Here is a 25,183-nt window from a genome sequence, read left to right as displayed (position 1 = left end):
AAAGGCACCAGCTCTTACGATCTGGTGCCTTTTGCAGCCTTATATTAAAAATTTACTGTCGGGCCCTTACGCCATCTGAGGACAGGAACACTGATATTATTCCACTTCCCTGACTAAAAAATCTTCAACAGCCCGTTTCTCCGAAGAAAAATTAATACCGATAGCTATTTTTTTCCTGGCATCTGATCCGTAAGGGCGTAAATACCCCTTCTCAAGGATCTGATCAAGTGCTGCCTGCGCATTTCCGTTGAGTTTCAATTCGATAGCATAGATATATTGCTGAGTGAGAATCAATGCATCACATCTGCCTGTCGCACTGTGTACCTCGCTTTGTAGATCAAAACCCAAACGCTTAAAAGAAAGATGCACGATGATATGAAAAATAGATTCGCTTTCAGCTTTCCAATGATCGTAAGGTATGGTAGAAATAAGCGCATCCAGCACCTTAAACATTTGTGGCATATTATTCTCCTTCAGCGCCTTTCCCAGATCATATGTCACCGCCATTGAGCCGCTGCCTGGAAATATATTCCGGTAGGCACTCAGCAATGCATCTGTCAGACTTACTTCTACCTCCCTGTTGGGATAGCCAAGCTCATATAGTCCTGATTCCTCATCATAATGCTTAATGGTCAGATATCCGGTCTGGAACAAAACGGGTAATGAAGTTAAATGCTCCACATTGAAACTACTTAACTCATTCTCTCCCATTCGTACATTGTCCAGTTTAAACTCATGGTTATCTTTCATCAGATTCACTAGCCAGGTTGGCGTACCCGTCTGAAACCAAAAATTCTGGATCCGCCCCGATTTCATAAAACCCAATAATGAGAATGGATTATATACACTACTGTTACCATCCCATGAATATCCGTTATACCATTCTTTTAATTTTGACAAGATATCAGGCTGGCTTCGCTGATGAACAGCTATTTCATCCTTAAAATTAGACTCTAGCTCTTCCTGTGTGATGCCGACTAATGTAGCATAGTGGGGATCAAGGGAGATGTCGTATAAGTTATTGAGATCTGAGAAGATACTCACCTTGGCAAACTTACTTACACCAGTAAGCAATAACAAACGGATATACTCATCAGCATCTTTTAATACTGAATAGAAACTTTTAAATACCGACCGGTTTTCCAATGCTTTATTCAGATCGTCAAGATAGTCTGTGATTGGCTTATCATATTCGTCGATCAGGATCACTACCTGTCCTTTTCTGTTCGCCACTTCTCTGATCAACTCCCTGAATTTCAAAGCAAGGCTATCTTCAATCAGTTCGACTTCAAACTCTTTGGCTAAAAAATCAAGTTCGCGGCTAAGGGCTATCTCCAACCCATGATTCTTATAATCAATCTGGCTTAGCCTCAGATGGATCACCGGATGCTTCTGCTCCCAATTCCATTGATCGTGGATCCATAAACCTTCAAACAGGTCCTTACTGCCTTTGAAAATTTCCTTAATAATGGATAATAACAGAGATTTACCAAAACGCCTCGGCCGACTCAGAAAATAGTTACTACCAGATTCGATCAATTTATGAACTAATTGAGTTTTGTCGATATACAGATACCCCTCTCTTCTGATTTTACCAAAATCCTGTAAGCCAATTGGATATTTTCTCATAAATCAAAGATAAAATAATTGATGCAATCTATAGCGAAGCCCGGCTACACGCTTTAAATCAGAACCATCGCCGGCTATGCATCTCTACATCCAGCCAGTCCATCCAATAATTCAACGGGAAATACCCACCCATTTTAGCGTTGCCAGCAAGATTTTAATCTCCGGCATACATATTGCATTAAAGTATTTGTACATTTATTTATGTTTACATATCAGCTATACCACTAACATCACCACCATGAAGATCAGCCACTCCCTACCTGCACTGCTCATTTGCCTGTCGGCTGCACTTGCCAGCCATGCACAGGAATCGTATTCCAGACAACCATTACAGGAGCAATCCGACGAATGGGATGACGACAGCTGGTCGCCTTCTGATCAGGATTCTACCGGACTACCAGGCGATAATTTTAGTCTGCAGGGAGCGCTTTCCCTCTTCAAACAGGCGAATTCTCCGGAAGAATTTGAAAAGCTGCTCAATACTCAAAACAATAAGGTCAATAACCTGGACCTGAATGGCGATGGCAACATCGACTACCTGCGTGTCATCAATAAAAGAAAGGACCAGGTACAGGTATTCATCATACAGGCCCTTGTATCCAACCAGGAAAGTCAGGATATAGCGGTGATCGAACTGGAGAAAACAGGTGAGAATACGGCTGTGATCCAGATTGCAGGTGATGAAGATATCTATGGTGAAACAACTATCTCTGAACCGGTAGAAGTCACTGATAATGCAGCGCCGGATGATGCGGAAAGGAACTCGTATTTCTACGAACCCAACACCCGCGCACATGGTCCTTCAGCAGGTTTCGATATGCCGGTATTCGCGCCTGCCCGTGTGATTGTCAACGTATGGTTCTGGCCTTGTGTACGCCGGGTGTATGCGCCTTCCTACATGGTATGGACGTCTCCATGGACCTGGGTGAACCCTCCGGTATGGTGGAGACCATGGCGCCCGATGCCGGTCTACGCTTATCGCCCGGTATGTCATCACTACCGGTATGGATATGCATATGCGCCTATACGCAGAATACCACCTGCACGTGTAATGTACTATCCCGCAAGGACCTACTCCGGTATCGTCTATAACCGCAACCGTGTGATCGTGTCTGACTACCGCTCCAGAAGGGCCGACCGCGGACATTATCCTGACAGGTATCCAGGCGGCAGGTACAATAACAACAATGGTCCACGTGGCAATTACAACGGCTATAATAACAATGGCCGTCCATATGACAACCGTAATGGTTACAGGGATAATTCGCCAAGGGGTAACTGGTCGGACAACCGGAACAATTACAGTCCGCGTCCGGGTACCAGGGAATCCTATTCCGGCAGGGATAACTATAATCCACGTGGCAATAATGGCTACACACCTTCCCGGGGTAACAACAATTCCGGTGGCGGCAGAAATGGTACACCTGGTGGCAGGAACGGCGGGAATAGTAATGGTGGTGGCCGTGGTGAAGGCAGAGCCGGAAGAACAAGAAATTAATCAGCTATTTTTCAGCATACAAAGGCTTTCCTGTGTGGGAAGCCTTTGCTGTTTTACCGGGCCGCTGTTTATTTCTTCTGAGATGGTAGTGCAAAAGCAACATAAGCATCGCCGGAAGTAGTTTTCAGTTTGCCGCCGCCACATGCGATAACGACATATTCCTTTCCGTCCTTCTGATACACCGCAGGCGTCGCAAACCCTGATGCCGGCAGGTCAGCTTCCCATAGTAATACGCCGGTCTTTTTATCGAAAGCTCTTATCTTACTGTCTTTGGTGGCAGCGATGAAGAGCAGTCCGCCGGCCGTCACTACAGGACCGCCATAATTTTCCGTACCTGTATGTATGCCTTTAGCTTTAAACTCCGGGTAATCGCCTAACGTATCTTTCCACACAACCGCTCCGGTATTCAGATCAATCGCTGTTAACGTACCCCACGGTGGCTTCACTGCCGGATAGCCTTCCCTGGTGAGGAACTTGTGATAGCCTGTGTTGGTATATGGCAGATGCAGATAACGATCGTCTTCTGAAGATGAAGCAACAAATGGCTTTGCGTGCTGGTCTTTCTGTTCGAGGATGAATGCGGCTATCGCGTGTTGCTCCTGTTCGGTCAACCGGTTGAAAGCCGGCATCATGCCGCGCCCTGCTGATAGCAGCTGATGGAAAGTTGCATCACTGTATTTTTTATTGACGGATAATAATGACGGATAATTGCCGCCTCCTTTTCTCTCCGGGCCGTGGCAGGACATACAATTCTGCCTGTACAAGCGCTTACCTGCTTCCAGATAATCTTCTTTATGTGCAGCCTTGTCTTTTACCGCTATCATAGTCAGGATCCACGGCATTTCGCTGGCGTTCACATAGAGTATATCTGAAGCCGGATCATAGGCAGGTCCGCCCCACTCTGCGCCTCCGTCAAATCCGGGAAAGATCACGGTTCCCTGTCTGGAGGGCGGCGTAAAGATATCGCCTGTTTTCAAACCTGCGAGTCGTCTTTTCAGCGCTATATATTCACTATCAGGTACGAGGTCGTTCAGGTCTTTTTCCGTGAGTACCTGTCGTACAAACGGCTTCGGCCAGGTGGGTACTGGTTGCGTGGGAGAAGGTTGCTCACCGGCTAAATCCGATGTGGCAGGTACCGGTCTTTCCTCAACGGGATAGATCGGTTTTCCGGTGGTTCTGTCTAATAGAAAGATAAATCCGGCTTTAGTGGTTTGTGCGAGGGCGTCTATGTCCTTACCATCTTTCTTAATGCTCACCAGCACAGGCGCAGAAGGTGGGTCTCTGTCCCACAGGTCATGGTGCACCGTCTGGAAATGCCAGATCCGTTTGCCTGTAGCCGCATCCAATGCAAGGATACAGTTGCCGAACAGGCCATCTCCCAGTCTGCTGCCACCATAGAAGTCCGCGGCAATAGCACCCGTTGGTACAAACACGGTACCTGTTTTTTCATCCAGGCTCATTCCCGCCCAACAGTTTGCGCCGCCAAGGTGCTTCCATGCATCCTTATCTTCCAGGGATTCATACCCAAATTCTCCCGGCTGCGGGATGGTATGAAATGTCCAGCGGATCTTTCCTGTGCGCACGTCATATGCACGGATATGCCCGGGAGCAGCAGTTGCGTCCTCTGCCACACGTGAACCGACGATCAGCAGATCTTTGTAGATGATACCAGGTGTATTGGAAGTGATAAAACGGTCCTTCCTATCAGCACCTAATCCGTCATGCAGATCAACATGCCCGTCGTTACCAAAACTTCCTACAGGCCTTCCATCAGTTGCGTTTATACATAACAGGTAGTGCGCTGCTGTATAAAAAATTCGTTTGTCGTTCTTACCGTCTGTCCAGTAAGTGACGCCGCGGCCGGTGTTGGAAAATAGCGCAGCTGGATCTGTACCTGCGGCTGTATCCACCTTAATCGCAACAGCTGGATCAAAAAGCCATTGCTGCTTTCCTGTTCCGGCATCCAGCGCAAATAATTTCATTTTAGGGCTGGTGCCGTAGAGTGTTCCGTCTATTACAATCGGGTTACACTGGATCTGTGTGTGCAATGCCGTATCAGCGTCGCCGGTATGATAGGTCCATGCGACAGTAAGCTTGCTGACATTAGCCGTATTGATCTCTTTGAGGGCGGAATAGTGTCGCGCATTTTTTGTACCGCCGTATACCTGCCATTCAGCATAGTTATAATCTCCCCGGTGGCAGGAGGTGAAAATGATGGCTAGTAAAAACAGGTAAACATAGCTGCGGGAAAACACGTCGGACAAATAGCTCATAGTGTGTTTCAATGTGGTAAACGTGGAATTATTCATGTACTAGTACTGCTCCATGTAATCTCTGATCGCGCTGTGGTACACACTGCTGCCGCGACGTTTCTTATAGGCATCCTTCTTCACAGGATCACTGATAATACCCCTTGCAAATTGCACCGCTTCTGCAAATCTATCATTTGACTCCAGTTGCGCGGGAGATAAAACAACATGGCTCATATCGGGTGGTTTGCCGACGTAGCTGCGGCCTTTTATTTTCTTGACCATTAATTTTCTGGTAGCGGGACTTTTGAGGACCTTCATACCTGTTAACAAAGCGTTTTTTGTTCTTGCCATAATTGTAGGTTTTATACAAATTTAACAGATTAGGAGATGCGGAATTTACGCAAATCCATCGTCTTAAATAATTGATTAACAAATAGTTCAGTTCAAAATCCACTATCAACAAGGAAAATACAGATAACGTATTGATATACACGCAATTAGGGCAGAAATAGCATTGGGGTATTGAATAACGCCGGATATTGGACGCAAGTGCACAGGGCCGGTTTGGTAATGGTTTGTATTCGTTGAGGTAAGCTTTCACCTCCGTTTCTCCTCCGTTTTAAAACGGAGGAGAAACGGAGGTGAAAGCTTACCTCAACGGATATGAGTGAGTGGATGATCAGTCTGTAATGCGATCGACGCTAGTTATAACCTGCTCTCCGAGAAACGAAGTCAGCCGTTACAATAGTTTTTTACAATTCAACAGGTCCAAAAAAAATCGCCTTCAATCATAAAATAACACCGAACTTGCTTATTTTCGTAGAAAACCCTCCCAAAACGCCATGTTGATAGCATTTAAAATATCGAACTATAGGTCTATCGGTGCTGAACAAGAAATTAGCCTGATTCCTGCCACGAATCAGAAAGATCATTTGCAGAACATCATTACAAAAGGAAAATACCAGGCATTAAACGCGATCGCGCTTTATGGACCTAACGCAAGTGGTAAGTCTAATCTGCTCAGAGCTATCAGCTTACTTGACAGACTGGTACATACATCTGCCGGCATGTCTTCAACAGCGAAGTTACCTTATGATCCTTTCGTTTTACGTGCCGGCTATGAAAATAAGCCAACCCGATTAGAGGCTACTTTCATTATTGACGGCATCCGTTATCGCTATGGCCTTGAGTTTTCTGAATATGAAGTAAACAAAGAATGGTTATTCCGGAAATCGGCAGGACGGGAGGTATACATCTTTGAGAGAGAAGGCGATACTATAGATGTCAGTACCAGTCTTAAAGGATCAAAAAAAGTGATTGATGCGGCGATAGAGGCAACGCGGCCGAATGCATTATTTCTATCTATAAGCGACACACTTAATCTTGAAGAACCCAAAAAAATAATGCAATGGTTTAAATATTTACATATGATCGACGGATTGAGTACCGACGATGATATACGTACAGTAGCGCTTCATAACACTTCAGCCTATAGTATTAAAATACAGGACTACATTAAATCGCTCAATCTTGGTATTCTCGACATTCAGATTGCGACCCGTGACTTTGATGAAGCAGAACTTCCAGCTAACATGCCAGAGGCATTGAGAAAAGAACTGATCAATCAGCTGCAGGGACAGCAAACGTACAAAGTCAATGCGGTTCACAACTTATATGACAATGACGGACAAGCAACCGCAAACGTACACATCTGGGACTTTTATGAAAGAGAATCAGCCGGATCGCAAAAGGCGTTTAAACTTAGCGGACCAATTCTCTGGGCATTATCTAAAGGAGGTGTGCTGATCATCGACGAAATAGAAGCAGCGATGCATCCTATCATGACACTGAATACGATTGATCTGTTCCTTGATCAGACATCCAATCCGAACGGAGCCCAACTAATTTTTGCTACGCATGATACGAACTTATTGAGTTATTCCAAACTAAGAAGAGATCAGATTTATTTTTCTGAAAAAAATAAGTGGGAAAGTACAGAAATCTATTCTCTTTCTGACTTTGTACACTTTGAAGAAAAGGACGGAGAATTTAAATCGGAAAAAGAACGTCCTGATACCGATAAAGAAAAAAGGTATTTTGAGGGACGTTATGGTGCAATTCCTATATTAGGTAATTTCCGAAAATTCATTCGAGATACAAAATGGCCAAAAGAGGAAAAATAAAAAACAAAACTACACAAAACGAGGATAAACGTCCATTCAGGCCAAGAAGATATGATAAGTTTATCCTTATTGTTTGTGAAGACCAGAATACTGAGCCTTACTATTTCAGAAAGATAAAGGCACAATTTCCTGCAAACACCGTCTACCTAAGAGAGATTGGTACAGGTAAAAAACCGAAAGGGATTGTAGAAACTGCAATATTGGAAAGGGAAAAAATACATGCAGAAATAGGGAAATCTGTTGATGAAGTGTGGATCGTCTTTGACAAAGATGATGAAGGTAATAACGATACCACCTTAGACAGTTTCAATGAAGCATGGAAATTGGCTGAAAAAGAAAAAATGTGTATCGCTTTCAGCAATGAGGTCTTCGAGCTCTGGTTATTATTGCATCTGATCGATATTACACACGATGTCGCTATTCCAAGAAAAGAGATCTATAAATTGCTGGAACAACAAATTAAACAGCATCATCAATTTGAGCATTTCATTTATAAACATGGCAAGAGCAATATCATAGATAGTATTCTTGCAATAGGCAGTGAGGTACATGCTATCAGGCGTGCGGCACAACTTCTGGATGGTCATAAAGGGAAAAAACCTATTGAGGCTAACCCCAGTACGACTGTTCATATATTAGTGAAGCGGTTACGGGAATTGATAGACTGGTATTCATATGATCTGAAGTAAGGCCCATTTGATGATGCGATGACTAGAGAAAAAGTCATATCTCTTCTGTCAATTGAAAAAAGTACAATAGTATAATAACAGGTGCTTATCCAATAAAGTCTTTCAACTGCATTAACTGATCAGTAACCCAGTTGTGAATTGCATAATCGACCTTTGCAGTCATTGCTCATGGCCGAAAATGAACACCTACTGTGCTAAACCGAACGACAGCAAGCACACATAACATTGGTTATCAAACACCTAAAGCATGGCATTCTCTTCGCTATCTTCTGATTAAACACATACACGCCTTATGTTCAAAAGCTACGTAGTCATCACCTGGAGATCTATCTGTAATAATAAAGCATTTGCTGCCATAAATATATCAGGTCTTGCTATTGGTATCAGCGCATCATTAGTGATCTACCTGCTGGTGACCTATCATTTCGCTTTCAATAAATCTGAAAAGGATCGAGACCGGATCTACAGGGTGGTGACCGATTTCGTATTTTCAGGAGTTGACTATCATAACGGCGGTGTTGCTTCCCCTCTGGGTAAGGCGGTAAAGAATGACCTTACAGGTCTTGATAATGTGGCCGCCTTCCGCACATGGAATGACAATACGAATGTGACTGTCATAGACGAGACCACCGGCAGATCAAAGATCTTCAAAAAACAAAATAATATCGTTTACGCTGACGCAGACTATTTCAATCTTTTTAAATATCACTGGATAGTGGGTACACCCACCACATCGCTTCTACAGCCTTATCAGACTGTACTAACAGCGTCCAGCGCGCAACTTTACTTTCCAGGACTTAGCGCCCCCGAAATAATCGGTAAACAATTATCTTTCAACGACACCATACAAACTACTGTTACCGGCATTGTAGAAGACGTTAAAGAAAATACCGATCTAATCTTTACAACATTTATATCACATAGCACTCTCCGCAGTCAGCGGCTGATGCCGGCAGACTGGGATCAATGGGGTAGCACCAACGGCGCATCACAACTTTTTGTAAAACTTTCTTCCGGTGTTCAACCCGGACATGTGGAAAAAGAGATCAACAGCATATATCAAAAATACAACAAACCGGAGCCGGGGAATAATCATCAAACTTCCTACAGGCTACAACCGCTCGCCGACATTCATTTTGACAGCGACTACGGTGCGTTTGATCAACCGGTTGCTAACAAACGGGTATTATATAGTCTGTTAGCGATTGCCATTTTCTTACTATGCCTGGGTTGCATTAATTTTATCAATCTCACTACCGCACAGTCTTCGCAAAGGACAAAAGAAATAGGCGTGCGGAAAGCTATAGGAAGTTCTCAGAAACAGCTGATCGTTCAATTCCTGGGCGAGACATTGATGCTTACATTGGTGGCAACAATTCTATCCCTGATACTACTACCACTGATTTTAAGGGCCTTCGCCGGTTTCATTCCCGAAGGACTGCATCTTAGTGCGGTACTGCAACCGGGAGTAATAGTATTTCTGATCTTACTCATACTATTGGTAACCTTACTGGCAGGCTTTTATCCGGCGCTTGTTTTATCGGCTTACAGCCCTTCTCAGATCATAAAGAACCCCGGCTATTCCAGCACCCATAAAACGCGTAATGCATGGATGCGCAAAACGCTGACTATATCACAATTCGTCATTGCACAGGTATTCATTCTGGGCACCATCCTGGTCAGTAAACAGATTCACTATTCATTACACAAAGATCTGGGATTTAAAAAGAATGCGATCGTTTATTTCAGCACCAATGCTAACGAAAACGATACAAGGAAAATGAAGGTATTGCAGAACAAGCTGAGAACAATCCCAGAAATTTCGATGACCAGTCTGAGTTTTGCACCACCATCTTCCAATGGTAGCTGGTCCAGCACCATGCAATATAACGATGGCAAAAACGAAATTGAGACAGATGTTGAAGTTAAAATAGCGGATACCGGCTACCTCAGACTATATGACCTGCGGTTGCTCGCAGGGCAGAACATCGGTGCCGGCGATAGCATCAACGGCTTGCTCATTAATGAAAGATATGCGCAGATACTGGGGTTTACCACACCACAGCAGGCAATAGGTAAATTTATAAAATGGGATGGCGAAAGGTCAGTGCCAATTGTTGGCGTCATTGCAAACTTTCACCAGACCTCCCTACGGGAACATATCAAACCGCTGATCATCAGCAACTGGCCGGCTATGGCACACACTTTTAATATCGCCCTTTATCCCCAGCAGGAAGCAGGTACCTCATGGAAAGCAGCTTTTGCCAAAATGGAAAAAGCATGGAAAGAAGTGTATCCCAAGGAAGATTTCTCTTATACCTTTCTGGATGAGGAAATAGCAGGCTTTTACCAAAGCGAGCAGCAGGTGCTTAGTCTGCTGTTCTGGGCTACCGGAGCTGCCATATGTATTAGTTGCCTTGGTCTCCTGGGCCTGGCTGTCTATACAATCCGGCAGCGTACCAAAGAAATTGGCGTGCGTAAAATACTGGGTGCTACTGTCACCCAGATCGTGGTGCTGATCTCTAAAGACTTCATGCAACTCATTCTCTTTGCATTCATCATTGCCGTCCCCATTGCCTGGCTGGCCATGCATAAGTGGTTAGAACAGTTTGCGTATCAAACTAGTATCAGTTACTGGATATTTGTAGTGAATGGTATCATTATATTTGCTGTTGCATCGCTGGCGCTTGGTTTCCAGATTATAAAGGCAGCGTTGACAAACCCTGTGAAGAGTCTGAGGACGGAGTAAAGTACTCGTCCTGATCAAGGCATGTGTAAAGACGGAAGACAGCACAGGTGCTGTCTTCCGTCTTTATAGCTCCATCGATCTTCGTACTGGACATACCTGGACTAAATAAATGTGACAATACGATCATGGCAGGCCGGCGCATTCCCGGAAATAATTTGTAATTGTCTGATCTATATTTGACCGGTCAACTCCCTCTATATACCGTTGGTCTTCGCTGTATTGTAAGTCCTCTTTTGCATAGTACAATTCATAGAAATACGCCAGTGGGCTGTCAAGGCCGAGTTCGATATGAATATCCTTAAGCTCATCTAATACAGAAAATGGCTTCCTCTCACCTGTCAAACCCAGCTTAGCAAGATAGGCCGCATAATTTCGTATCACGACATTCCTATTCGTATATTCAAAACTTAGTTGACTCAGCACCCTATCAGTTAGGATAGCCATTTCAAAGTAGTTAAGTGGGTCTTGCATACCGGCCAGGATCACCAAATCTTCAGTATCAAAACCCGCCACCAACATATCGTATGCCCAATCAATCCACGCCCGCTCAGTTGGACGGTTTAATACCTTGTAAGCAAGAATTGCTGCTGTAGACGGAATTGGCTGCATGATAGATGGTTTACGATTGATGCGTAATTTACTTTCATTCTGTCGTATTCATTACCAATGCAGCAGCTATTTTTATTTGTCAGTTGAAAAATTATGGATTAGCATAAGCAATGGCTTATACAGCTCCGTATAGAAGTTATTTAATGATGATCTTTTTTACTTTTCTTAACTGATCATTAACTTAATTTTAAAATGTGTAATTAAACTTTGCACTGCTCTGTCCACATCAGTAGCGTGAAATAATAGCACAGAATACTAAACGATAGAAAAATCTAAATCTCCGGATTGTTAAAACGGCGAAAAGCGATAAATTTCACGTAGAAGGATCTGATCTGACAAGCAAGAAAGAGAATGTCTGCCAAGATATCTATTTCAATATTACGTTATCCAACATTTCAATTGACACATCATCTGCATGCTCGGGCTTGACAAATACCATTATTCTACAGATAAGACATTTATGGCTTACTATTTTATTAGTAACGGACCTAATGGAGCGATACAGAAAATTGCAAGGTTTGATCCAATCGGAAAAGATGTCTACAATTTTGGATTCGGAAATCTAGATATTACGACAGGGGATATCTCCGACACTGCTATCAGTGACAATAAAGATGTTGATGTCATTATGGGCACCATAGGGTCAATTATTTATGACTTTACCAACATATTTCCAGAGGCAATGATCTCAATTGAAGGTACCAATAAGGCAAGAACACGTCTTTACCAAATGAATATAAATAAGCACCTTGAACGAATAACACCCATATTTGATGTCTATGGTTTACTTCCGGATGAATCCTGGGAATCTTTCAAAAGAAGTAAGAATTACCAAGCATTTCTGGGATTAAGGAAGAAAAACGACTGATTACCAAGCTCTTGCACCATTCATAATTTGAGAGAAAAAGACTAAATTTGTATTATGTTACGCAAAACCAAACGGGATATTTTTCAAGAGGTCGGTACTAAGCCATTTATTACCGTAGATCCCGCATTGCCTTCATTCGAAGGGCATCCATTTTTTGAAAAAAAAGCAATTGCAGCAAAGAAGCTTCTCAGTCGTGTTGGTTTACCAAAAAAGTTAAAACGAAAATTTAACAACGGCTAGATCTTTATAACTGGCTCTAAAAGCCATTTACAGGAATTAGGAATTCGTTCTAATAACAGCTTGTATAAAAATAAGAGCGCTCATGATGCTAATTATCATGACCGCTCTTTATTCATGGGAGACTATTGTACCAATAATTCCTACCTGCCCCGTCATCCGGCATCCTATTTAATGACATGCAACAGCCGCCGGTAACCAAACACGATCATCAGCCCCGTAATACCTGCATAAGCGAAAACAGGAATGTACACATTGAGCCAGTCAAACCCTGCGTATACCTGCTGTTTAAAACGGGGAATCCTGGCGGCATCTTCTACAGTAAATGTTCTATAGGTTTGCTCGGATGCCATCTTCGGAAAATAAAAGCGCTGCGTTTCCTTTCTGAACGTATCCACTGCAATACTGAACTGATTGAACTGATGCCAGTGTGTACCGGCAAAAGCAGCCAGCTGTTCCTGCAGCGTAAGTGCAGGACTGAGCAACTGCAACTGACGGATAGCATCCTGTTGCCGTGCTATCTGCCCATATAGCTTACGCTCCGCTACTTCTGCTGCGGCATCTTTGATCTCCTGGCTTTTATACACGATCACGCCATAACCGTATACCATGCCCGGGGTCACAACAGACGCCTGGCGGATCATGGTCCGCGGATTATTAAACACCTCCTTCGTCAGCTCCTGTCCATCTTTTTCAAAATAGCTGTTTAAAGCCTTTCTTTCCTCGTTCACCATCGAAATGCGGCTAGGTATCGGGTAGACCTTATTCAGGCCGATCTGGAGGATATTAGGCACTATTATGCCGGTAAACAGCCAGATGAAGATCAGCGTCATGGCATTCACGGTGGAGGACAGGGAAAAACTGTTCACAAACAGCGACAGTCCAAACCAAAAGGCGAAGTACAACGATACGTAGGTGACCGTCCACCACCAGTTGACCGTCGACAGGAAAGCGCCCCCCAGCAAGGCGACCAGGACGGTAGTCACCAGCAGCCAGAAAAACAGCATAAACAATATGTACCGGATAGCAATGCGGAAAGCGATTAACCTGGCCAGCGACTGATTGCTCGTCTTCAGTAATACCCAGGTACCCTGCTCCTTTTCAGCAGACAGCACATTATAGGTGAACACGATGATCAGCAATGGGAAAAGATAGATCACAACAAAAGCGAAATCAAAGTTGCCGATGAACTGCAGGAAGCTGTTGGCAATTTCACCATCATAGGTCAGGTACTGTTTCTTATTGATGTATACCTTGTAGTAGAAGGGCTGCAGATCACTTTGCCCGATGGAGATCGCCTGTAGCGGGAACGGCTCCTTTATCGCATATTGCGGCCCTTCATTCCTGGCGGTGTTATAGGCAAAGGTCGGATCATCCCAGATAAAACCCGGATAGACCATATTATTCGCCTCAATCCTTTTTATCCGTGTCACCAGACTATCCGTGATCTCTTTGTTATAGGCATGTACCTTATCAATCGTGCTTAACTGTTTTTTATGCATACTACTGCCGATCCACAGCGCAGACAGCAGCATAAAAAATATAATTGTAAACAGATATACCAGCACCTTGTTCCTAAGCAGTAGTTTTATTTCGTGCTTCGCAATTATACGCAGCATGTTCTTATTCATCATTACGGTCAGTTATTCGTCAGATCTTCATCCTACGATATGAAAAAATCATCAGTACGATTGTACCCACCACCCAGCACAACAACACTCCGATCGCTTCGATGGATGCTGCCAGCCGCCGGAATGTATCAGGGGGCTCGTATCTGAACTGCGGCACTGTCTTCCAGAAGGCATTGGTCGCTTCGGTGTTCTTCTGATAGAAATCATCTACCATCACTCCTATCCTCCTTCTGTGCTCTTCTGCTTTCTGTGCAAAGTCATTATGCGTATCCATGTCGGTAGCTGTCATATGCATGGAGAAATCGCGGAATGCAAGGAACGGGGAAAAAAGTGACAACGACCTTACCAATGCATCCTGCTGCGCCTGATTTTGTTCAATAGCACCGTAGGCCCTGTCCATCACCTTACCGTCAGATTCTTCAAAGTATTCGATCGTGATGGGAATGAAAAAGACCGGCAACTGTTGTATGCTATCCACGTGATACTGTTGTAGCGTCCTGCGTAGCAGCAGCTCTCTTCTATAGTCTTTGGTACCTTCTCCGTCTACGCCATATTGCATTTTATTAAAGGTATCAGCTTCGAATTCAATAGAGGTGATAGAAGGATGTACTTTCTTTGAGATCTCTGCCGCGAGACGTGGAATCAGGAATACGCCGGCGAGCCAGCATCCGGACAACACCACCAGCGACAACGTCGAACTTCTGGTAATAAGAGATACCGAAACGGCCACACTTGTGAGGATGGCAGAAAACACGATCAACCCTGATACATATATCAGGTAATTATAGATAACAGCTCCCAGATCCGCATCGCTCTTCAGCAACAGCATGAACGCCGTAACTGCAATGATGGCAATAATGGCAAACACCACACATAAACAGGCGATCAGTTTACCGATATAGATATCGCGCTTTGTTGCACGGGAACTCAGCAGCATCTTGATCGTACCATTCTCCCACTCTTTGGAAAAGATATTATGACAGATGAGGAAGATGAACAACGGGAAAATGAACTGAATAAGATAGGCAATGTTCAGGAAGCCGAAACTTTTCAGACTGGTAGCATCTGTTACCTCTTTGAATTTGATGATCCCTCTTTTATGTGGTTCCAGGTAAAAAGAGTTACCTGTATAGTCTTCGATCCCGTTGTCGATCATCGCCAGGCCGGCAGTCGGCTTATAGGCATAGAAGCCAAAATGAGCGCCCAGGTGCGGGTTTTTATTCCCCTGGCTGATAAACTGTTTATAGGTCACCTCCTGCGATTCCTTCAGCATCTGGCTGTGAGACACATAGTAGGAGTAGCCATTGTAGAGGGAAAGCGCGATCAATACCAGGAGTCCGCCCATCATCCAGGTCATTTTTGATGTCCGGAAGATCTCTCTGAGTTCTTTTCTAACAATGTGTGCTATCATCAGATCTCTTCTTTAACAACGTCAATATACAACCTGGTGAGCTCCGCATGAGAAACAGCAGCAGCATTCATCTCATGTCGTAATTTACCTTTGTGCATGATACCAATACGGTTACCGAGATTCTTTGCCATCAGCAGATCATGCGTAGCCATCAGTGTAGATACGCCCTGTTCACTCAGGCGGGTGATGATCTGGGAAAATTCATTGCTGGCATGCGGATCAAGACCCGAAGTGGGTTCATCCAGGAATAGGGCCCTGGCCTTCTTCACCAGCGCAATGGCGATGCCTACTTTCTGACGCATGCCCTTCGAATAGGAGGATACGCGCTTATCTAAAGCGTTACTTTGCAAGCCTGCCGTTTGCATGTATGTTTCCAGCTCCTTTCTTGAATAACTGAAACCAGATAGTCCGCTGAAATATTCAAGATTCTCCATACCACTTAGTGTAGGATAAAGGTTGACGATCTCCGGAATATAGGCCACCAGATTCCGGGTAGCGGCATTATTCACGGAGACTTCCTGTCCGTCAATAATCGCCCTGCCGGCAGTAGCAGGTATGAAGCCGAGGAAGATATTAATAGTCGTTGATTTACCGGCGCCATTAGAGCCCAGCAAACAATATACCTCACCTGTTTTAATTTCCAGATTAAGTTTATCGAGGGCAATATGCTCGCCATATTGTTTCGTTAAGTTCTCTGCGATCAGCATATAAGGTTGTTGATGTTTTAGAAGTTGTATCCAAGGGAAAGACGACCATTGGCAGATGCCTGCGGTACCCAGTAATAGAGACCGTTCCTGTACCAGGGCGTGGCGATGAGATCCCTGTTAAGCAGATTATTCACCAGCAGGTTCACCCTGATATGTTTGTACTTCCATCCCAGACCAGCATCTACCCGGAAGAAGTCAGGCGTTTTATGCTGTGTAGCGGTAGCGTATCTTTCGCCACGTCCGCCCTGGTACTGATAGCCAAGGGAGAAGGAAACAATGTGATAGCCCGCTACAGGCAGCTGATAATTCAGCCATGTATTCTGCACGTGTTTCACATACATAGGTGTCGGCGTACCTTCAAGGAGCTTGTTCACATCATGTGTGATCTTCGAATCGTTGTAGGCATAGTTTATCACTACATTCAGGCAGGTGGTCAGTGCACCAACGATATCTACGTCAATACCTTTTGAGCGGGTCTCTCCCACCTGGATCTTATACTGGTTGTTTTCAGGATCGGCGGACATGATACCAGCGCGGCGAATATTATATACCGCCAGTGTGGTGTTCCATTTCCCATCCATCCAGTTCTTCTTGATACCTAGTTCATAGTTCTCTCCTTTAAGCGGCCTGACAGCTTCCCCTGTCCTGATGATACCAGCCTGTGGCACGATGGTCCTGTCGTGCAGTCCATATATGGTGAACGACGGCAGCACGCTATAACTGATCCCTATACGGGGTGTGAACACTTTATCAGATGATGTGGTTATTACATTGGAGACGTTGTTATCCGTAGTGATACCTGTAAATCTGCCACCTACTGTTATTCTCAATTTGTTACTGAACATCGATACTTCGTCGAGTGCATACAAAGAGTAATAAGCTATTTTCTGGTGGGTATTTCCATTATGCACCCCACCGGGAGTATGGTATACGGGCACCTGTTCGTTATAATCAGGGTGAGTGATATCCAGCGGGTAATAGGTCAGCTGCGTCGCACCGGTGGCGTCTTTGTAGGTATCGTAGGACACGTAGCTGTCCGCTGTAAATCTCTTCTGATTCATATCCACACCGGCGAGCAACTGATGTTTGAAACGACCGGTATGGAAGGTGCCGTTCACAAATGCCTGTTGCGAGAACACCTGTGTTTTATCGAGATCATACTTCGGGTTACGCAGTAATACATGCGGATCAGCATTATTCACACCAGTTACCCACATATAAATACCCTCTTTGTTATTCTGCATCAATGCACCTCTGGCGGTGAATGTCCAGTTGTCATTAAATGCGTGTGAGAAAGTGAGAAACGCAGTGTGATCTGACACACGATAAGGCGGGAGATCTTTCGCGGTGATCGTAAAGTCGTCCGGCAACGTACCAAAGCCATCAGGCGTCATGACGATAGGGCTCATCAGGCCATACCTGAATTGCTGGAAGGTATATTCAGCAGTAACGGAAGTGCGGTCACTGATGCTGTATTTTAGTACAGGCGCTACGAGGAAGCGTTTGTTAAAATCGTACTTCACGAAGGAGTTGCTACGCATACCCATTGTGTTCAGGCGATACAGCAGCTTTTTGTTCTTTGTCAGCGTACCCTCCAGATCAGCGGCTACTCTATACAGGTCCCAACTGCCGAGCATCACATCGGCAGACTGCCTTGTTCTGCCGGTGGGCTGTTTAGTCATTACATTAAATGTGCCCGCAGGGTCGCCTATGTTACTCATGAACAGCGAAGGACCTTTGATAAATTCTACTCTGTCAATGATGGCTACATCTTCCGGAACCGGCCCTCTGTAGATCGGCGTCAGGTCAATACCATTGCGCAGCGAAGAGATCTGTCCACCGCGCATGAACATATAGGGCCCGAGGTTGTTAGAGACTTCCTGTCTGATCACACCGCTGACATTACGGGAGATACCTTCCGTCATATTCAGGCTGGCCTGATCGCGGATGATCTCCGGTCCTATCTCCTGTATATGCTGGGAAAGGTTGAGGAGCGGCGTTTGCAGGCGTAAGGCACTGGATACAGTATGCAGGCTGTATTGCTTATAGTACCTGGACAAAACATTTACCGTATTCAGCATCCGCCCTGTATCCCGAACGTATCCAGGCGTGCCGGGTGTACCCCGGTAGCTGAGTGAATCGTGAAAGTTACCTTCTGTGGCTGTTTGTGCATTTGCCATACAGCAGCAGAGGGATACGAAAGCAGTAGTAATAAAAAACTTCATTGCAGGTGAATGACTAAGGTAATAGTGATATTGATGTCGTTGTTACACTACAATGCAGAATGGAGGAAATAAGTCGTCATACAGGCATATGCAAAAATGGCCGGATCTATAGGAAATGACCGGCTTATCAGGTTATGCATATCAGCTTAACAACTGCTTCATTCCACGAAAGCATTGTCAATACAGTAAAGGCAGGTCTCCTGACTTGTAACATTTTACCGTCCTTCCCATCCGCTGGCAGCGAACAGTGGACAACGAGGGTAAAACCTGGAAGTTACTTACAGTTGCGGGACAGCTTGTGATTTACACACAATTCCCTTTTAATTCCGCGTAAAGCGGACACCTCTGCTATTTGATGATGTGTATAGAAAAGAACTTGCGGCGGCGAAGTTAGTCCTTTTTAGAAGAATAATAGCGAAGAATCACCATTTCGCTGCGGAATACGATGCAGTGAATCGCCGGAATCGCGCTACACGTGGCTATCTGCCCCAGCAAAATGATCATATTATTCTGAAATAAATATTCTAAAAATGATCTCTGTATTCGCAAACTGTTTTAAATTCATATCACGTATTAAAACTGATTTCACAAATTGTAATTTAACAAACATGCACACAAGATTACGTCTCAATCTGTCCGCAGCGTTGCCTTTACCTGATCTCTCAGGTTTGCGCACGTCTCCATGTCTGTCTGTCCTTTCCCTCTCTCTGTCAGCCCTTTCCTCCGCTCTATACCTACTAGCCCTACTACCCCTACTACTACTACTAGCCCTACCAGTCCTACTATAATTCCCCAGGACACCCGTTAGCCCACAAATCAACAATTTAATTACACCCTAACTATAACTTTTTACGCGCGTAGTCGTGTGCATAATAGCCTGTGCATATATACGACCTGGCGGGTATTAACAACTATTCTTTTATCTAAAATTTACAACATGTACAATTTCTCCCATCTTGCTTTCCTCATCAATGAGGACATTCCAAAACAATTGCACAAAACGAATGTGCTCAGTAACCACTTTATTAACAGGATCATCACGCCCGGTGCATGGAAACGTGCCAACCTGGATATGCAACTCTTATCAACCGTCAAAAGTGCACCGAATGAAGAAGCAATACGAATCGCCATCAGGTCAACACAATATGATATTGTAGCGCTGACTGATAAACTGATACAATGGTTGCCTGACGGAGAAAGCGAATGGATGCACAATTATAGTCCTGGTGACGAAACAGGCAACACGTTTAAATATCTGCACAAGGTATTGTATGATCTGTTCGTCTACATGGAAGCGAATTTCCCGCGGTATATGGATCGTGAATACAGATTACCCGCTTACAGTAAGCATCTGCACAGCATCCAGGTCATAGATGCGCTGGTCACTGTAAAGATCTCGCCACTCTTCCGGTCTCTTGACAGCCGTCTGCAGCAGATCGTTCTTGCACCATTGGAAGAGGCTATCCTGCCGGCGCCTGATGCACCACTGACCTACAATCGCCGGCATTACACAGCCAGACTTGCCCGTGAGCTGGTCAGGTTTGTGAGAGATGAAAATGGCGACGAAAAGCAACTGCATGACCGGCTGCAATGTATTGATTTCAACTGTAAGGAATATATTGGCTATCTGACCACACAATTCGCAGCAACCTATGCAAACAGTAATATCAGAGAACAGTATATCTGGCTGATAACCCAACGAAAAAGAACGGCGCACCTGCTGGTAGAAGATGGCATATCATTCATGGCAGATCAGCAGCCACTGAAGATCCACCTGGATAACTGGTTCAAATGGGAAATATATTACATCAGGCAGCTGATGCAACTTGAAACAGCCGGTAATTAACATTCATCATCCATCAAATCAGAACTTATGAACAATTCCCATCTTAACATCAATTACGTCCATCACATGAATGCCTTTTACACACTTGTACATGAACATGAGCGACTACGTCCTGCTGATATCAGCCTGTATATTGCATTATTTCATTTATGGAACCTGCAACGTTTTCCTGTATTCCTGACAATAGACGGCGTTTTGTGGACAGGATCTCTAAAATAGGTGCTAACAGAACGTATATCAAATGTATGAAGCAACTACATGACTGTGGGTTGATCATCTACAAACCACCGGCAGCACCATTTGCCTCCAGTGTGATCAGGATACTTCCGTTGGGTAAAAAAGCACCTCCTGTGGCAGGCATAACTGCACCTCCTATGACGACAGAAAATGCACATGATACGGCGTGTGTTACTGCACATCATACAGGTGCAGATATGCATCCCTCTTATAATAATAAACAGTTAAACTTATATAAAAACGGGCGTCAAACTACGCGCACGCAGCTTGTCAGTATAAAAGAGAATAAGGAAATAATGGTACCGGCACCCGAAGAAGTGCGCGCGTATTTTCTGGCAGCAGGTCAGGAGGTACAGGAAGCTGATAACTTTTATCTTCATTATGAAGCAATAGGCTGGACATTAAGCGGACAACCTATTGTTAACTGGAAAGCTGCCGCTGGTAAATGGATCGCCTACATTCCCTCATTGCAAAAAAATAATCATGCACATAACACAACAAACAACGGATTATCCACAGACAAGGACAAATGTTACGATGAGCCGTTTTGATTATATACATCTCCTCGAAAAGATCGGGGAAAAAGGAAGAAGTCTTTACGGTAAAGACTATGCAATAGCTGACATCGACAGACCTGTGGTTACAAAGCTGATCGCCTACTTCCTGCACGATGAAGAAGTGGCTGAAAAAGAGAACATTGATCTGAAGAAAGGGCTTTTACTGACCGGGCCTATAGGCTGTGGAAAGACGGCTTTGATGCGTATCATTTCACACCTGTGCCTGCCGGATCACCGTCCGTATCTTAAATCATCGGTTGACGTAACCCTGGAGTTCAATGAGCTGGGGAGTGATGTCATCCTGAAATACAGTAAACGTGCGTTCAATCCCTACCGTAAAATGCCGGTGGCTTATTGCTTTGATGATGTGGGACAGGAAAGTATTGTCAACTTCTGGGGTAATAAGATCAACCTGATGGGGCAGATACTGTTTACGAGGTATAATCTGATGCATTCTCATGAGATGGTGACACATGTTATTACGAAGCTGAATGCAACAGAGCTGGCAGCGATGTATGGGGAGGAGATGCGGAGCAGGATGCGGGAGATGTTTAATCTGATAGCGTTTCATCCGGAGTCGCGCGATAAGCGGAGGTGAGGAATTGTGAAAAACATATCTCGCGGGGTTAAGGCTATACTTCTGTTCTTTGAAACAGGAGAAGCCCTTGTAGTCATGCAGGGGCGTATTTCCAGTACATGGTAAGTCCATTTTACATCAAAAAATGACACTTATATCTCAGGGTGTGACCGGATCAATTTCTTCTGATATATTCCATGATATCCAGCTTAACGACCTCCCAATATTTCCCACGCAAACAAACAGGTTCGAAATCGTCATCCGCGTTTTCGAAATTTGAGAAATTCGCTTTAATAACTGCCTCATCGTGATTATATGGGTAGCGCTGTTGATGAAGAGCAATCATTTGCACTGGTGAATAGGTTTCTATCATTTCATGCAAATCCCAAAAATCTTTTTTGCGTCCACCACGTTGCACTATATCTAATTTCATAGCAATTATTTCTTCTATGGTGGCCATCCGGATGTTGTCCACGGCTAAAAGTGGCTGAATAAAATTATCGGTATAATATAGATCAAGCTTAACAGCATCCTCTTCGCAATTACCAACAAAATATGACCTTCCAAAAGCCACTGGGCCAGGCCCGGGATCTGTAACATAAGCATATGTATTGCGCAGATACTTGTCGATTGAATCAAAATCCAAGGAGCCATATGGCGCATCACTAAACAAGTCAATATCTATCGATAAGCGATGCCCTATCTGAAGACTAAGTGCGGTCCCTCCTACGAGCCGGAATTGTTCAAATAAATCGCAGTTCATTAACTGCAGGAGAATAGATTTCAACAATGGAGAAACAGTGTTCCAGTGTAATTTAGGTGTCATTATTGGGGATACTTTTATATTTTAATATATTCTCAACTACAGTATTACCATAAAAACGAATGACCTCTTGTTTTTCCTGATCATTGCCCCTTTCAAATACTCTTTGAATAACTGCTCTCTTTTGCTTTTGCCAGTCAATTTTCTCCATTCTGGTATCCCAGAATAATAGTCTCCTTAATTTAGGATGATCGGAGGAATTATTTGAATGCTGTTTGAGTTTTTCCATTTTTATTTCGAAGAATACCTGCAAAATCATGAAATAGCCCTCTTCCATATCAAGCGCCTGCTCAATTTTCAATGCCAGAGCTGTATTCATATTTCTTTTACCCTTCGTAATAGCTCCCAGCGTCTGTGGATATTCACCAATCGAAAGGGCAAACTGAGCTTTTGAAAAATTTCTTTTTCGAAGTTCCCTTTCCAGTATGATTCCGGGATGTATGCCTTTTAGTATGGAAAGTTCCTCGTTCATCGTATAAAAATAAACAATTTTGCTTATTTTCGGCATTTATGCAGTCGGATATTGTATCCTGCTATATAAGAAAAATATATCAAATTATTAAAAATCAAACCATTACATAGTTTGGAAGAGGTGACAAATTTCCATACATCATTCGGGTGAGGGATGGAGTGTGGATACCTCATGATACTATTACCCATCCCTAAGTCTTCTTACAACATCCAACATGACCGACCACTACAACGACAACTTTGATAATTCTCCTAAAGATCAGGACAACAATACCATCGATCTGAGATTTGCTGTAAAACTATTTTTCGTCTCGATCTTTTACATGATCATGGTAAGTCTGGTTACTTATGTGATAGTAACTTTTCTTCATGACCTGGTGACGCCCTTATTGAAATCGCTGGTCAACCTGTTAAGCTATAGCGTGTCGCTGTTACTCATCATAAAATATGCAACAAACGCGCGCCCTCAGCAGCAACCGCGATCAGTCACACGCGGAACCGGCTGGAAGATGATCTGGCTTACACCGGTATTAATTATCAGTACACTGGCGTTGTGCGTATGGGTAGAAGGATTGTCGCTGCTCGTGCCAATGCCGGAAGCTGTAGAGGAATTTTTTAATGATCTGGTTAAACCAGATGTTTTTTCAATACTGACAATCGTGGTTGCAGCACCAATCCTGGAGGAGGTTTTATGCCGGGGAATATTGCTGAAGGGTCTGCTGAAAAATTACTCCCCTGATAATGCCATCGGCATCTCAGCGATCTTTTTTGGCGCCATACATCTGAACCCCTGGCAGGCCATTCCCGCATTGGCGATCGGTATATTCTTAGGATGGGTGTTTTATAAGACACGGTCGGTATTGCCAGGAATCATTATTCATGCTACGGTGAATGGGACGTCGGTATTGATGACGTTTTACTTGCCGGATGCAGATCATATTTTTGCAGAATTCAGCATACCGGTTTATATATTATGGTTTGCTATTTCTGCGGTGATCTTCGCTGCAGGGTGTTTATTGATTCAGAAAAAGGGGCCGTCAAATCTCTCTCAACATCCACATTGAAGAGGCAAAAAAGAGACCAGGCAATTAAGATCCATTATTCTTAAGCCTGTAACCTGTGTTTTTTCCGCTGCCCTCCTGTTCAAGGACATTTTTCGTAACCAGATCCTGGATATCCCTTAATGCGGTGTCAGTAGATGTCTTAGTCATTTTTGCCCACCAGGAGACATTAAGCTTTCCAAAGAAATCATCCAGTAGGACCTGCAACATTTTCTGTTGCCGTACATTACATGTGATATCAGCGTTACATTCATTCACTGATCTGAACCAAAACCTGACTGCATCACTCCATCAATGAACAATTTAGCAACAATATTTAAAGAAGCCTTTGACATTTACTTTAACGCACCGTTACATGTTTGGGAAACATTTGCCATGCACGGGGACGTTATACAAACCCGAAAGAATCAGATCCTCAAAAAACATGGCGAAAAGGAAAAATATTTTTACTTTATGCTGAAAGGTTCAGGAGGCATCATGTTGTATCAAAACAACAATTATTTATGCATTGACCTTTGCTATGATGGGGAGTTCTTTGGGGACTACCTCTCGTTTCTGACGCATGAGGTAACCGACCTTGAAGTGATATGTTTCGAACCATGTACACTTTTCAGCATAAGCCGGCATCATTTCAGCGAACTTGCTAAAACCGAATACGGTAGATTGATCTGCCAGATGGCAGCTGAAAGTCTGTTCATTCATAAACAAACGCAGCAACTAAATCTGCTGTCAAAAACCGCCGAGCAACGCTACATTGAAATGCTCGATAAACAACCGGATGTCATTCAGAGAACGCCCAACAAGTATATTGCCTCCTACCTGGGTATCACGCCGGAGAGCTTCAGCAGAATAAGGAAAAAAATAATGTAGGCTATATTTCTTATCATAGGATATGTTTTGCGGGCCAGGCAGCAGATATCTTT

22 protein-coding genes and 1 riboswitch are annotated in these 25,183 nt (G+C 44.0%); of the genes, 12 read left to right on the top strand and 10 right to left on the bottom strand.

Translation table 11 applies throughout. The features are described from left to right. Positions 1-96: 96 nt before the first annotated feature. Positions 97-1,629: an ATP-binding protein gene (locus tag GWR21_RS27355; RefSeq protein WP_162334889.1), complete on the bottom strand. Its 1,533-nt coding sequence runs from the start codon at positions 1,627-1,629 to the stop codon at positions 97-99. A 238-nt stretch (positions 1,630-1,867) separates the two neighbouring features. On the opposite strand from GWR21_RS27355, the gene GWR21_RS27350 reads away from it, so the two are divergent. Then, positions 1,868-3,127, top strand: a complete 1,260-nt coding sequence (locus tag GWR21_RS27350) for a hypothetical protein (protein ID WP_162334888.1) — start codon at positions 1,868-1,870, stop codon at positions 3,125-3,127. A 68-nt stretch (positions 3,128-3,195) separates the two neighbouring features. On the opposite strand, the gene GWR21_RS27345 is transcribed toward GWR21_RS27350, so the two are convergent. Together GWR21_RS27345 and GWR21_RS27340 are read right to left on the bottom strand one after the other, a co-directional pair. Continuing rightward, a complete protein-coding gene (locus GWR21_RS27345; protein WP_162334887.1) occupies positions 3,196-5,400 on the bottom strand; it encodes an outer membrane protein assembly factor BamB family protein in 2,205 nt (734 codons plus the stop codon). A 39-nt stretch (positions 5,401-5,439) separates the two neighbouring features. After that, positions 5,440-5,730: a hypothetical protein gene (locus tag GWR21_RS27340; RefSeq protein WP_162334886.1), complete on the bottom strand. Its 291-nt coding sequence runs from the start codon at positions 5,728-5,730 to the stop codon at positions 5,440-5,442. A gap of 491 nt (positions 5,731-6,221) precedes the next feature. Between GWR21_RS27340 and GWR21_RS27335 the strand changes: the two genes are divergently transcribed. The 3 genes from GWR21_RS27335 (at position 6,222) to GWR21_RS27325 (ending at position 11,000) form a co-directional block, all read left to right on the top strand. Continuing rightward, positions 6,222-7,562, top strand: a complete 1,341-nt coding sequence (locus GWR21_RS27335; RefSeq protein WP_162334885.1) for an AAA family ATPase — start codon at positions 6,222-6,224, stop codon at positions 7,560-7,562. Continuing rightward, positions 7,541-8,251, top strand: a complete 711-nt coding sequence (locus GWR21_RS27330; RefSeq protein WP_162334884.1) for an RloB family protein — start codon at positions 7,541-7,543, stop codon at positions 8,249-8,251. Before GWR21_RS27335 ends, GWR21_RS27330 begins: the two co-directional genes overlap by 22 nt. Before the next feature lie 292 nt (positions 8,252-8,543). Then, on the top strand, positions 8,544-11,000 hold the full coding sequence (locus GWR21_RS27325) for an ABC transporter permease (RefSeq protein WP_162334883.1): 2,457 nt from the start codon (positions 8,544-8,546) through the stop codon (positions 10,998-11,000). Positions 11,001-11,123: 123 nt separating this feature from the next. Here the strand turns inward: GWR21_RS27325 and GWR21_RS27320 are convergent, their stop codons facing one another. Then, on the bottom strand, positions 11,124-11,609 hold the full coding sequence (locus tag GWR21_RS27320; protein WP_162334882.1) for a hypothetical protein: 486 nt from the start codon (positions 11,607-11,609) through the stop codon (positions 11,124-11,126). A 415-nt stretch (positions 11,610-12,024) separates the two neighbouring features. Here GWR21_RS27320 and GWR21_RS27315 point away from each other — a divergent pair, with 415 nt between their 5' ends. Both GWR21_RS27315 and GWR21_RS27310 read left to right on the top strand, forming a co-directional pair. Next, positions 12,025-12,477, top strand: a complete 453-nt coding sequence (locus GWR21_RS27315) for a DUF6934 family protein (protein ID WP_394367232.1) — start codon at positions 12,025-12,027, stop codon at positions 12,475-12,477. A gap of 54 nt (positions 12,478-12,531) precedes the next feature. Continuing rightward, complete coding sequence (locus GWR21_RS27310) at positions 12,532-12,717, top strand: hypothetical protein (protein ID WP_162334880.1); 186 nt, start codon at positions 12,532-12,534, stop codon at positions 12,715-12,717. Between the two features lie 164 nt (positions 12,718-12,881). On the opposite strand, the gene GWR21_RS27305 is transcribed toward GWR21_RS27310, so the two are convergent. From GWR21_RS27305 to GWR21_RS27290, 4 genes are read right to left on the bottom strand one after another with little or no spacing between them, the layout of a single operon-like run. Next, positions 12,882-14,348 carry a DUF3526 domain-containing protein gene (locus GWR21_RS27305; protein WP_162334879.1) on the bottom strand — a complete coding sequence of 489 codons (1,467 nt, stop codon included), beginning with the start codon at positions 14,346-14,348 and terminating at the stop codon, positions 12,882-12,884. A 16-nt stretch (positions 14,349-14,364) separates the two neighbouring features. After that, positions 14,365-15,756, bottom strand: a complete 1,392-nt coding sequence (locus GWR21_RS27300) for an ABC transporter permease subunit (protein ID WP_162334878.1) — start codon at positions 15,754-15,756, stop codon at positions 14,365-14,367. Next, positions 15,756-16,463, bottom strand: coding sequence for an ABC transporter ATP-binding protein (locus GWR21_RS27295; RefSeq protein ID WP_162334877.1), 708 nt, complete (start codon positions 16,461-16,463; stop codon positions 15,756-15,758). Before GWR21_RS27295 ends, GWR21_RS27300 begins: the two co-directional genes overlap by 1 nt. Positions 16,464-16,480: 17 nt before the next feature. Then, complete coding sequence (locus GWR21_RS27290; protein WP_162334876.1) at positions 16,481-18,688, bottom strand: TonB-dependent siderophore receptor; 2,208 nt, start codon at positions 18,686-18,688, stop codon at positions 16,481-16,483. 173 nt (positions 18,689-18,861) lie between these two features. Then, positions 18,862-19,050, bottom strand: a riboswitch (cobalamin riboswitch). A 575-nt stretch (positions 19,051-19,625) separates the two neighbouring features. Between GWR21_RS27290 and GWR21_RS27285 the strand changes: the two genes are divergently transcribed. From GWR21_RS27285 to GWR21_RS27270, 4 genes are read left to right on the top strand one after another with little or no spacing between them, the layout of a single operon-like run. Next, a complete protein-coding gene (locus GWR21_RS27285; protein WP_162334875.1) occupies positions 19,626-20,534 on the top strand; it encodes a hypothetical protein in 909 nt (302 codons plus the stop codon). A gap of 27 nt (positions 20,535-20,561) precedes the next feature. Continuing rightward, a complete protein-coding gene (locus GWR21_RS27280; RefSeq protein ID WP_162334874.1) occupies positions 20,562-20,753 on the top strand; it encodes a hypothetical protein in 192 nt (63 codons plus the stop codon). A gap of 26 nt (positions 20,754-20,779) precedes the next feature. Next, positions 20,780-21,322 (top strand): hypothetical protein, encoded by a 543-nt coding sequence (locus tag GWR21_RS27275; protein WP_162334873.1) that lies wholly within the window; start codon positions 20,780-20,782, stop codon positions 21,320-21,322. After that, positions 21,255-21,926, top strand: coding sequence for a P-loop NTPase family protein (locus GWR21_RS27270; protein WP_162334872.1), 672 nt, complete (start codon positions 21,255-21,257; stop codon positions 21,924-21,926). Before GWR21_RS27275 ends, GWR21_RS27270 begins: the two co-directional genes overlap by 68 nt. A 154-nt stretch (positions 21,927-22,080) precedes the next feature. Here the strand turns inward: GWR21_RS27270 and GWR21_RS27265 are convergent, their stop codons facing one another. Then, positions 22,081-22,731: a nucleotidyl transferase AbiEii/AbiGii toxin family protein gene (locus GWR21_RS27265; protein WP_162334871.1), complete on the bottom strand. Its 651-nt coding sequence runs from the start codon at positions 22,729-22,731 to the stop codon at positions 22,081-22,083. Beyond that, positions 22,721-23,200, bottom strand: coding sequence for a helix-turn-helix transcriptional regulator (locus tag GWR21_RS27260; RefSeq protein WP_162334870.1), 480 nt, complete (start codon positions 23,198-23,200; stop codon positions 22,721-22,723). Before GWR21_RS27260 ends, GWR21_RS27265 begins: the two co-directional genes overlap by 11 nt. 214 nt (positions 23,201-23,414) lie before the next feature. Here GWR21_RS27260 and GWR21_RS27255 point away from each other — a divergent pair, with 214 nt between their 5' ends. Beyond that, a complete protein-coding gene (locus tag GWR21_RS27255) occupies positions 23,415-24,263 on the top strand; it encodes a CPBP family intramembrane glutamic endopeptidase (RefSeq protein ID WP_162334869.1) in 849 nt (282 codons plus the stop codon). A 291-nt stretch (positions 24,264-24,554) separates the two neighbouring features. Continuing rightward, complete coding sequence (locus GWR21_RS27250) at positions 24,555-25,130, top strand: Crp/Fnr family transcriptional regulator (protein WP_162334868.1); 576 nt, start codon at positions 24,555-24,557, stop codon at positions 25,128-25,130. Positions 25,131-25,183: the final 53 nt, after the last annotated feature.

Origin of the sequence: Chitinophaga agri (assembly GCF_010093065.1) — a bacterium.
Classification (GTDB): Bacteria; Bacteroidota; Bacteroidia; order Chitinophagales; family Chitinophagaceae; genus Chitinophaga; species Chitinophaga agri.
Note: the sequence above shows the minus strand (reverse complement) of the source record. Positions and strands in the feature narration are given on the sequence as shown.

Excerpts from the sequence above, each read along its gene's own strand:
- GWR21_RS27335 (WP_162334885.1), top strand. The coding sequence starts at position 6,222 with ATGTTGATAGCATTTAAAATATCGAACTATAGGTCTATCGGTGCTGAA.
- GWR21_RS27265 (WP_162334871.1), bottom strand. The coding sequence starts at position 22,731 with ATGACACCTAAATTACACTGGAACACTGTTTCTCCATTGTTGAAATCT.
- GWR21_RS27250 (WP_162334868.1), top strand. The coding sequence starts at position 24,555 with ATGAACAATTTAGCAACAATATTTAAAGAAGCCTTTGACATTTACTTT.
- GWR21_RS27305 (WP_162334879.1), bottom strand. The coding sequence starts at position 14,348 with ATGATGAATAAGAACATGCTGCGTATAATTGCGAAGCACGAAATAAAA.
- GWR21_RS27320 (WP_162334882.1), bottom strand. The coding sequence starts at position 11,609 with ATGCAGCCAATTCCGTCTACAGCAGCAATTCTTGCTTACAAGGTATTA.
- GWR21_RS27325 (WP_162334883.1), top strand. The coding sequence starts at position 8,544 with ATGTTCAAAAGCTACGTAGTCATCACCTGGAGATCTATCTGTAATAAT.
- GWR21_RS27290 (WP_162334876.1), bottom strand. The coding sequence starts at position 18,688 with ATGAAGTTTTTTATTACTACTGCTTTCGTATCCCTCTGCTGCTGTATG.
- GWR21_RS27345 (WP_162334887.1), bottom strand. The coding sequence starts at position 5,400 with ATGAGCTATTTGTCCGACGTGTTTTCCCGCAGCTATGTTTACCTGTTT.
- GWR21_RS27295 (WP_162334877.1), bottom strand. The coding sequence starts at position 16,463 with ATGCTGATCGCAGAGAACTTAACGAAACAATATGGCGAGCATATTGCC.
- GWR21_RS27300 (WP_162334878.1), bottom strand. The coding sequence starts at position 15,756 with ATGATAGCACACATTGTTAGAAAAGAACTCAGAGAGATCTTCCGGACA.
- GWR21_RS27340 (WP_162334886.1), bottom strand. The coding sequence starts at position 5,730 with ATGGCAAGAACAAAAAACGCTTTGTTAACAGGTATGAAGGTCCTCAAA.
- GWR21_RS27280 (WP_162334874.1), top strand. The coding sequence starts at position 20,562 with ATGAACAATTCCCATCTTAACATCAATTACGTCCATCACATGAATGCC.
- GWR21_RS27330 (WP_162334884.1), top strand. The coding sequence starts at position 7,541 with ATGGCCAAAAGAGGAAAAATAAAAAACAAAACTACACAAAACGAGGAT.
- GWR21_RS27310 (WP_162334880.1), top strand. The coding sequence starts at position 12,532 with ATGTTACGCAAAACCAAACGGGATATTTTTCAAGAGGTCGGTACTAAG.
- GWR21_RS27255 (WP_162334869.1), top strand. The coding sequence starts at position 23,415 with ATGACCGACCACTACAACGACAACTTTGATAATTCTCCTAAAGATCAG.
- GWR21_RS27355 (WP_162334889.1), bottom strand. The coding sequence starts at position 1,629 with ATGAGAAAATATCCAATTGGCTTACAGGATTTTGGTAAAATCAGAAGA.
- GWR21_RS27270 (WP_162334872.1), top strand. The coding sequence starts at position 21,255 with ATGCACATAACACAACAAACAACGGATTATCCACAGACAAGGACAAAT.
- GWR21_RS27285 (WP_162334875.1), top strand. The coding sequence starts at position 19,626 with ATGTACAATTTCTCCCATCTTGCTTTCCTCATCAATGAGGACATTCCA.
- GWR21_RS27350 (WP_162334888.1), top strand. The coding sequence starts at position 1,868 with ATGAAGATCAGCCACTCCCTACCTGCACTGCTCATTTGCCTGTCGGCT.
- GWR21_RS27260 (WP_162334870.1), bottom strand. The coding sequence starts at position 23,200 with ATGAACGAGGAACTTTCCATACTAAAAGGCATACATCCCGGAATCATA.
- GWR21_RS27275 (WP_162334873.1), top strand. The coding sequence starts at position 20,780 with ATGAAGCAACTACATGACTGTGGGTTGATCATCTACAAACCACCGGCA.
- GWR21_RS27315 (WP_394367232.1), top strand. The coding sequence starts at position 12,025 with ATGCTCGGGCTTGACAAATACCATTATTCTACAGATAAGACATTTATG.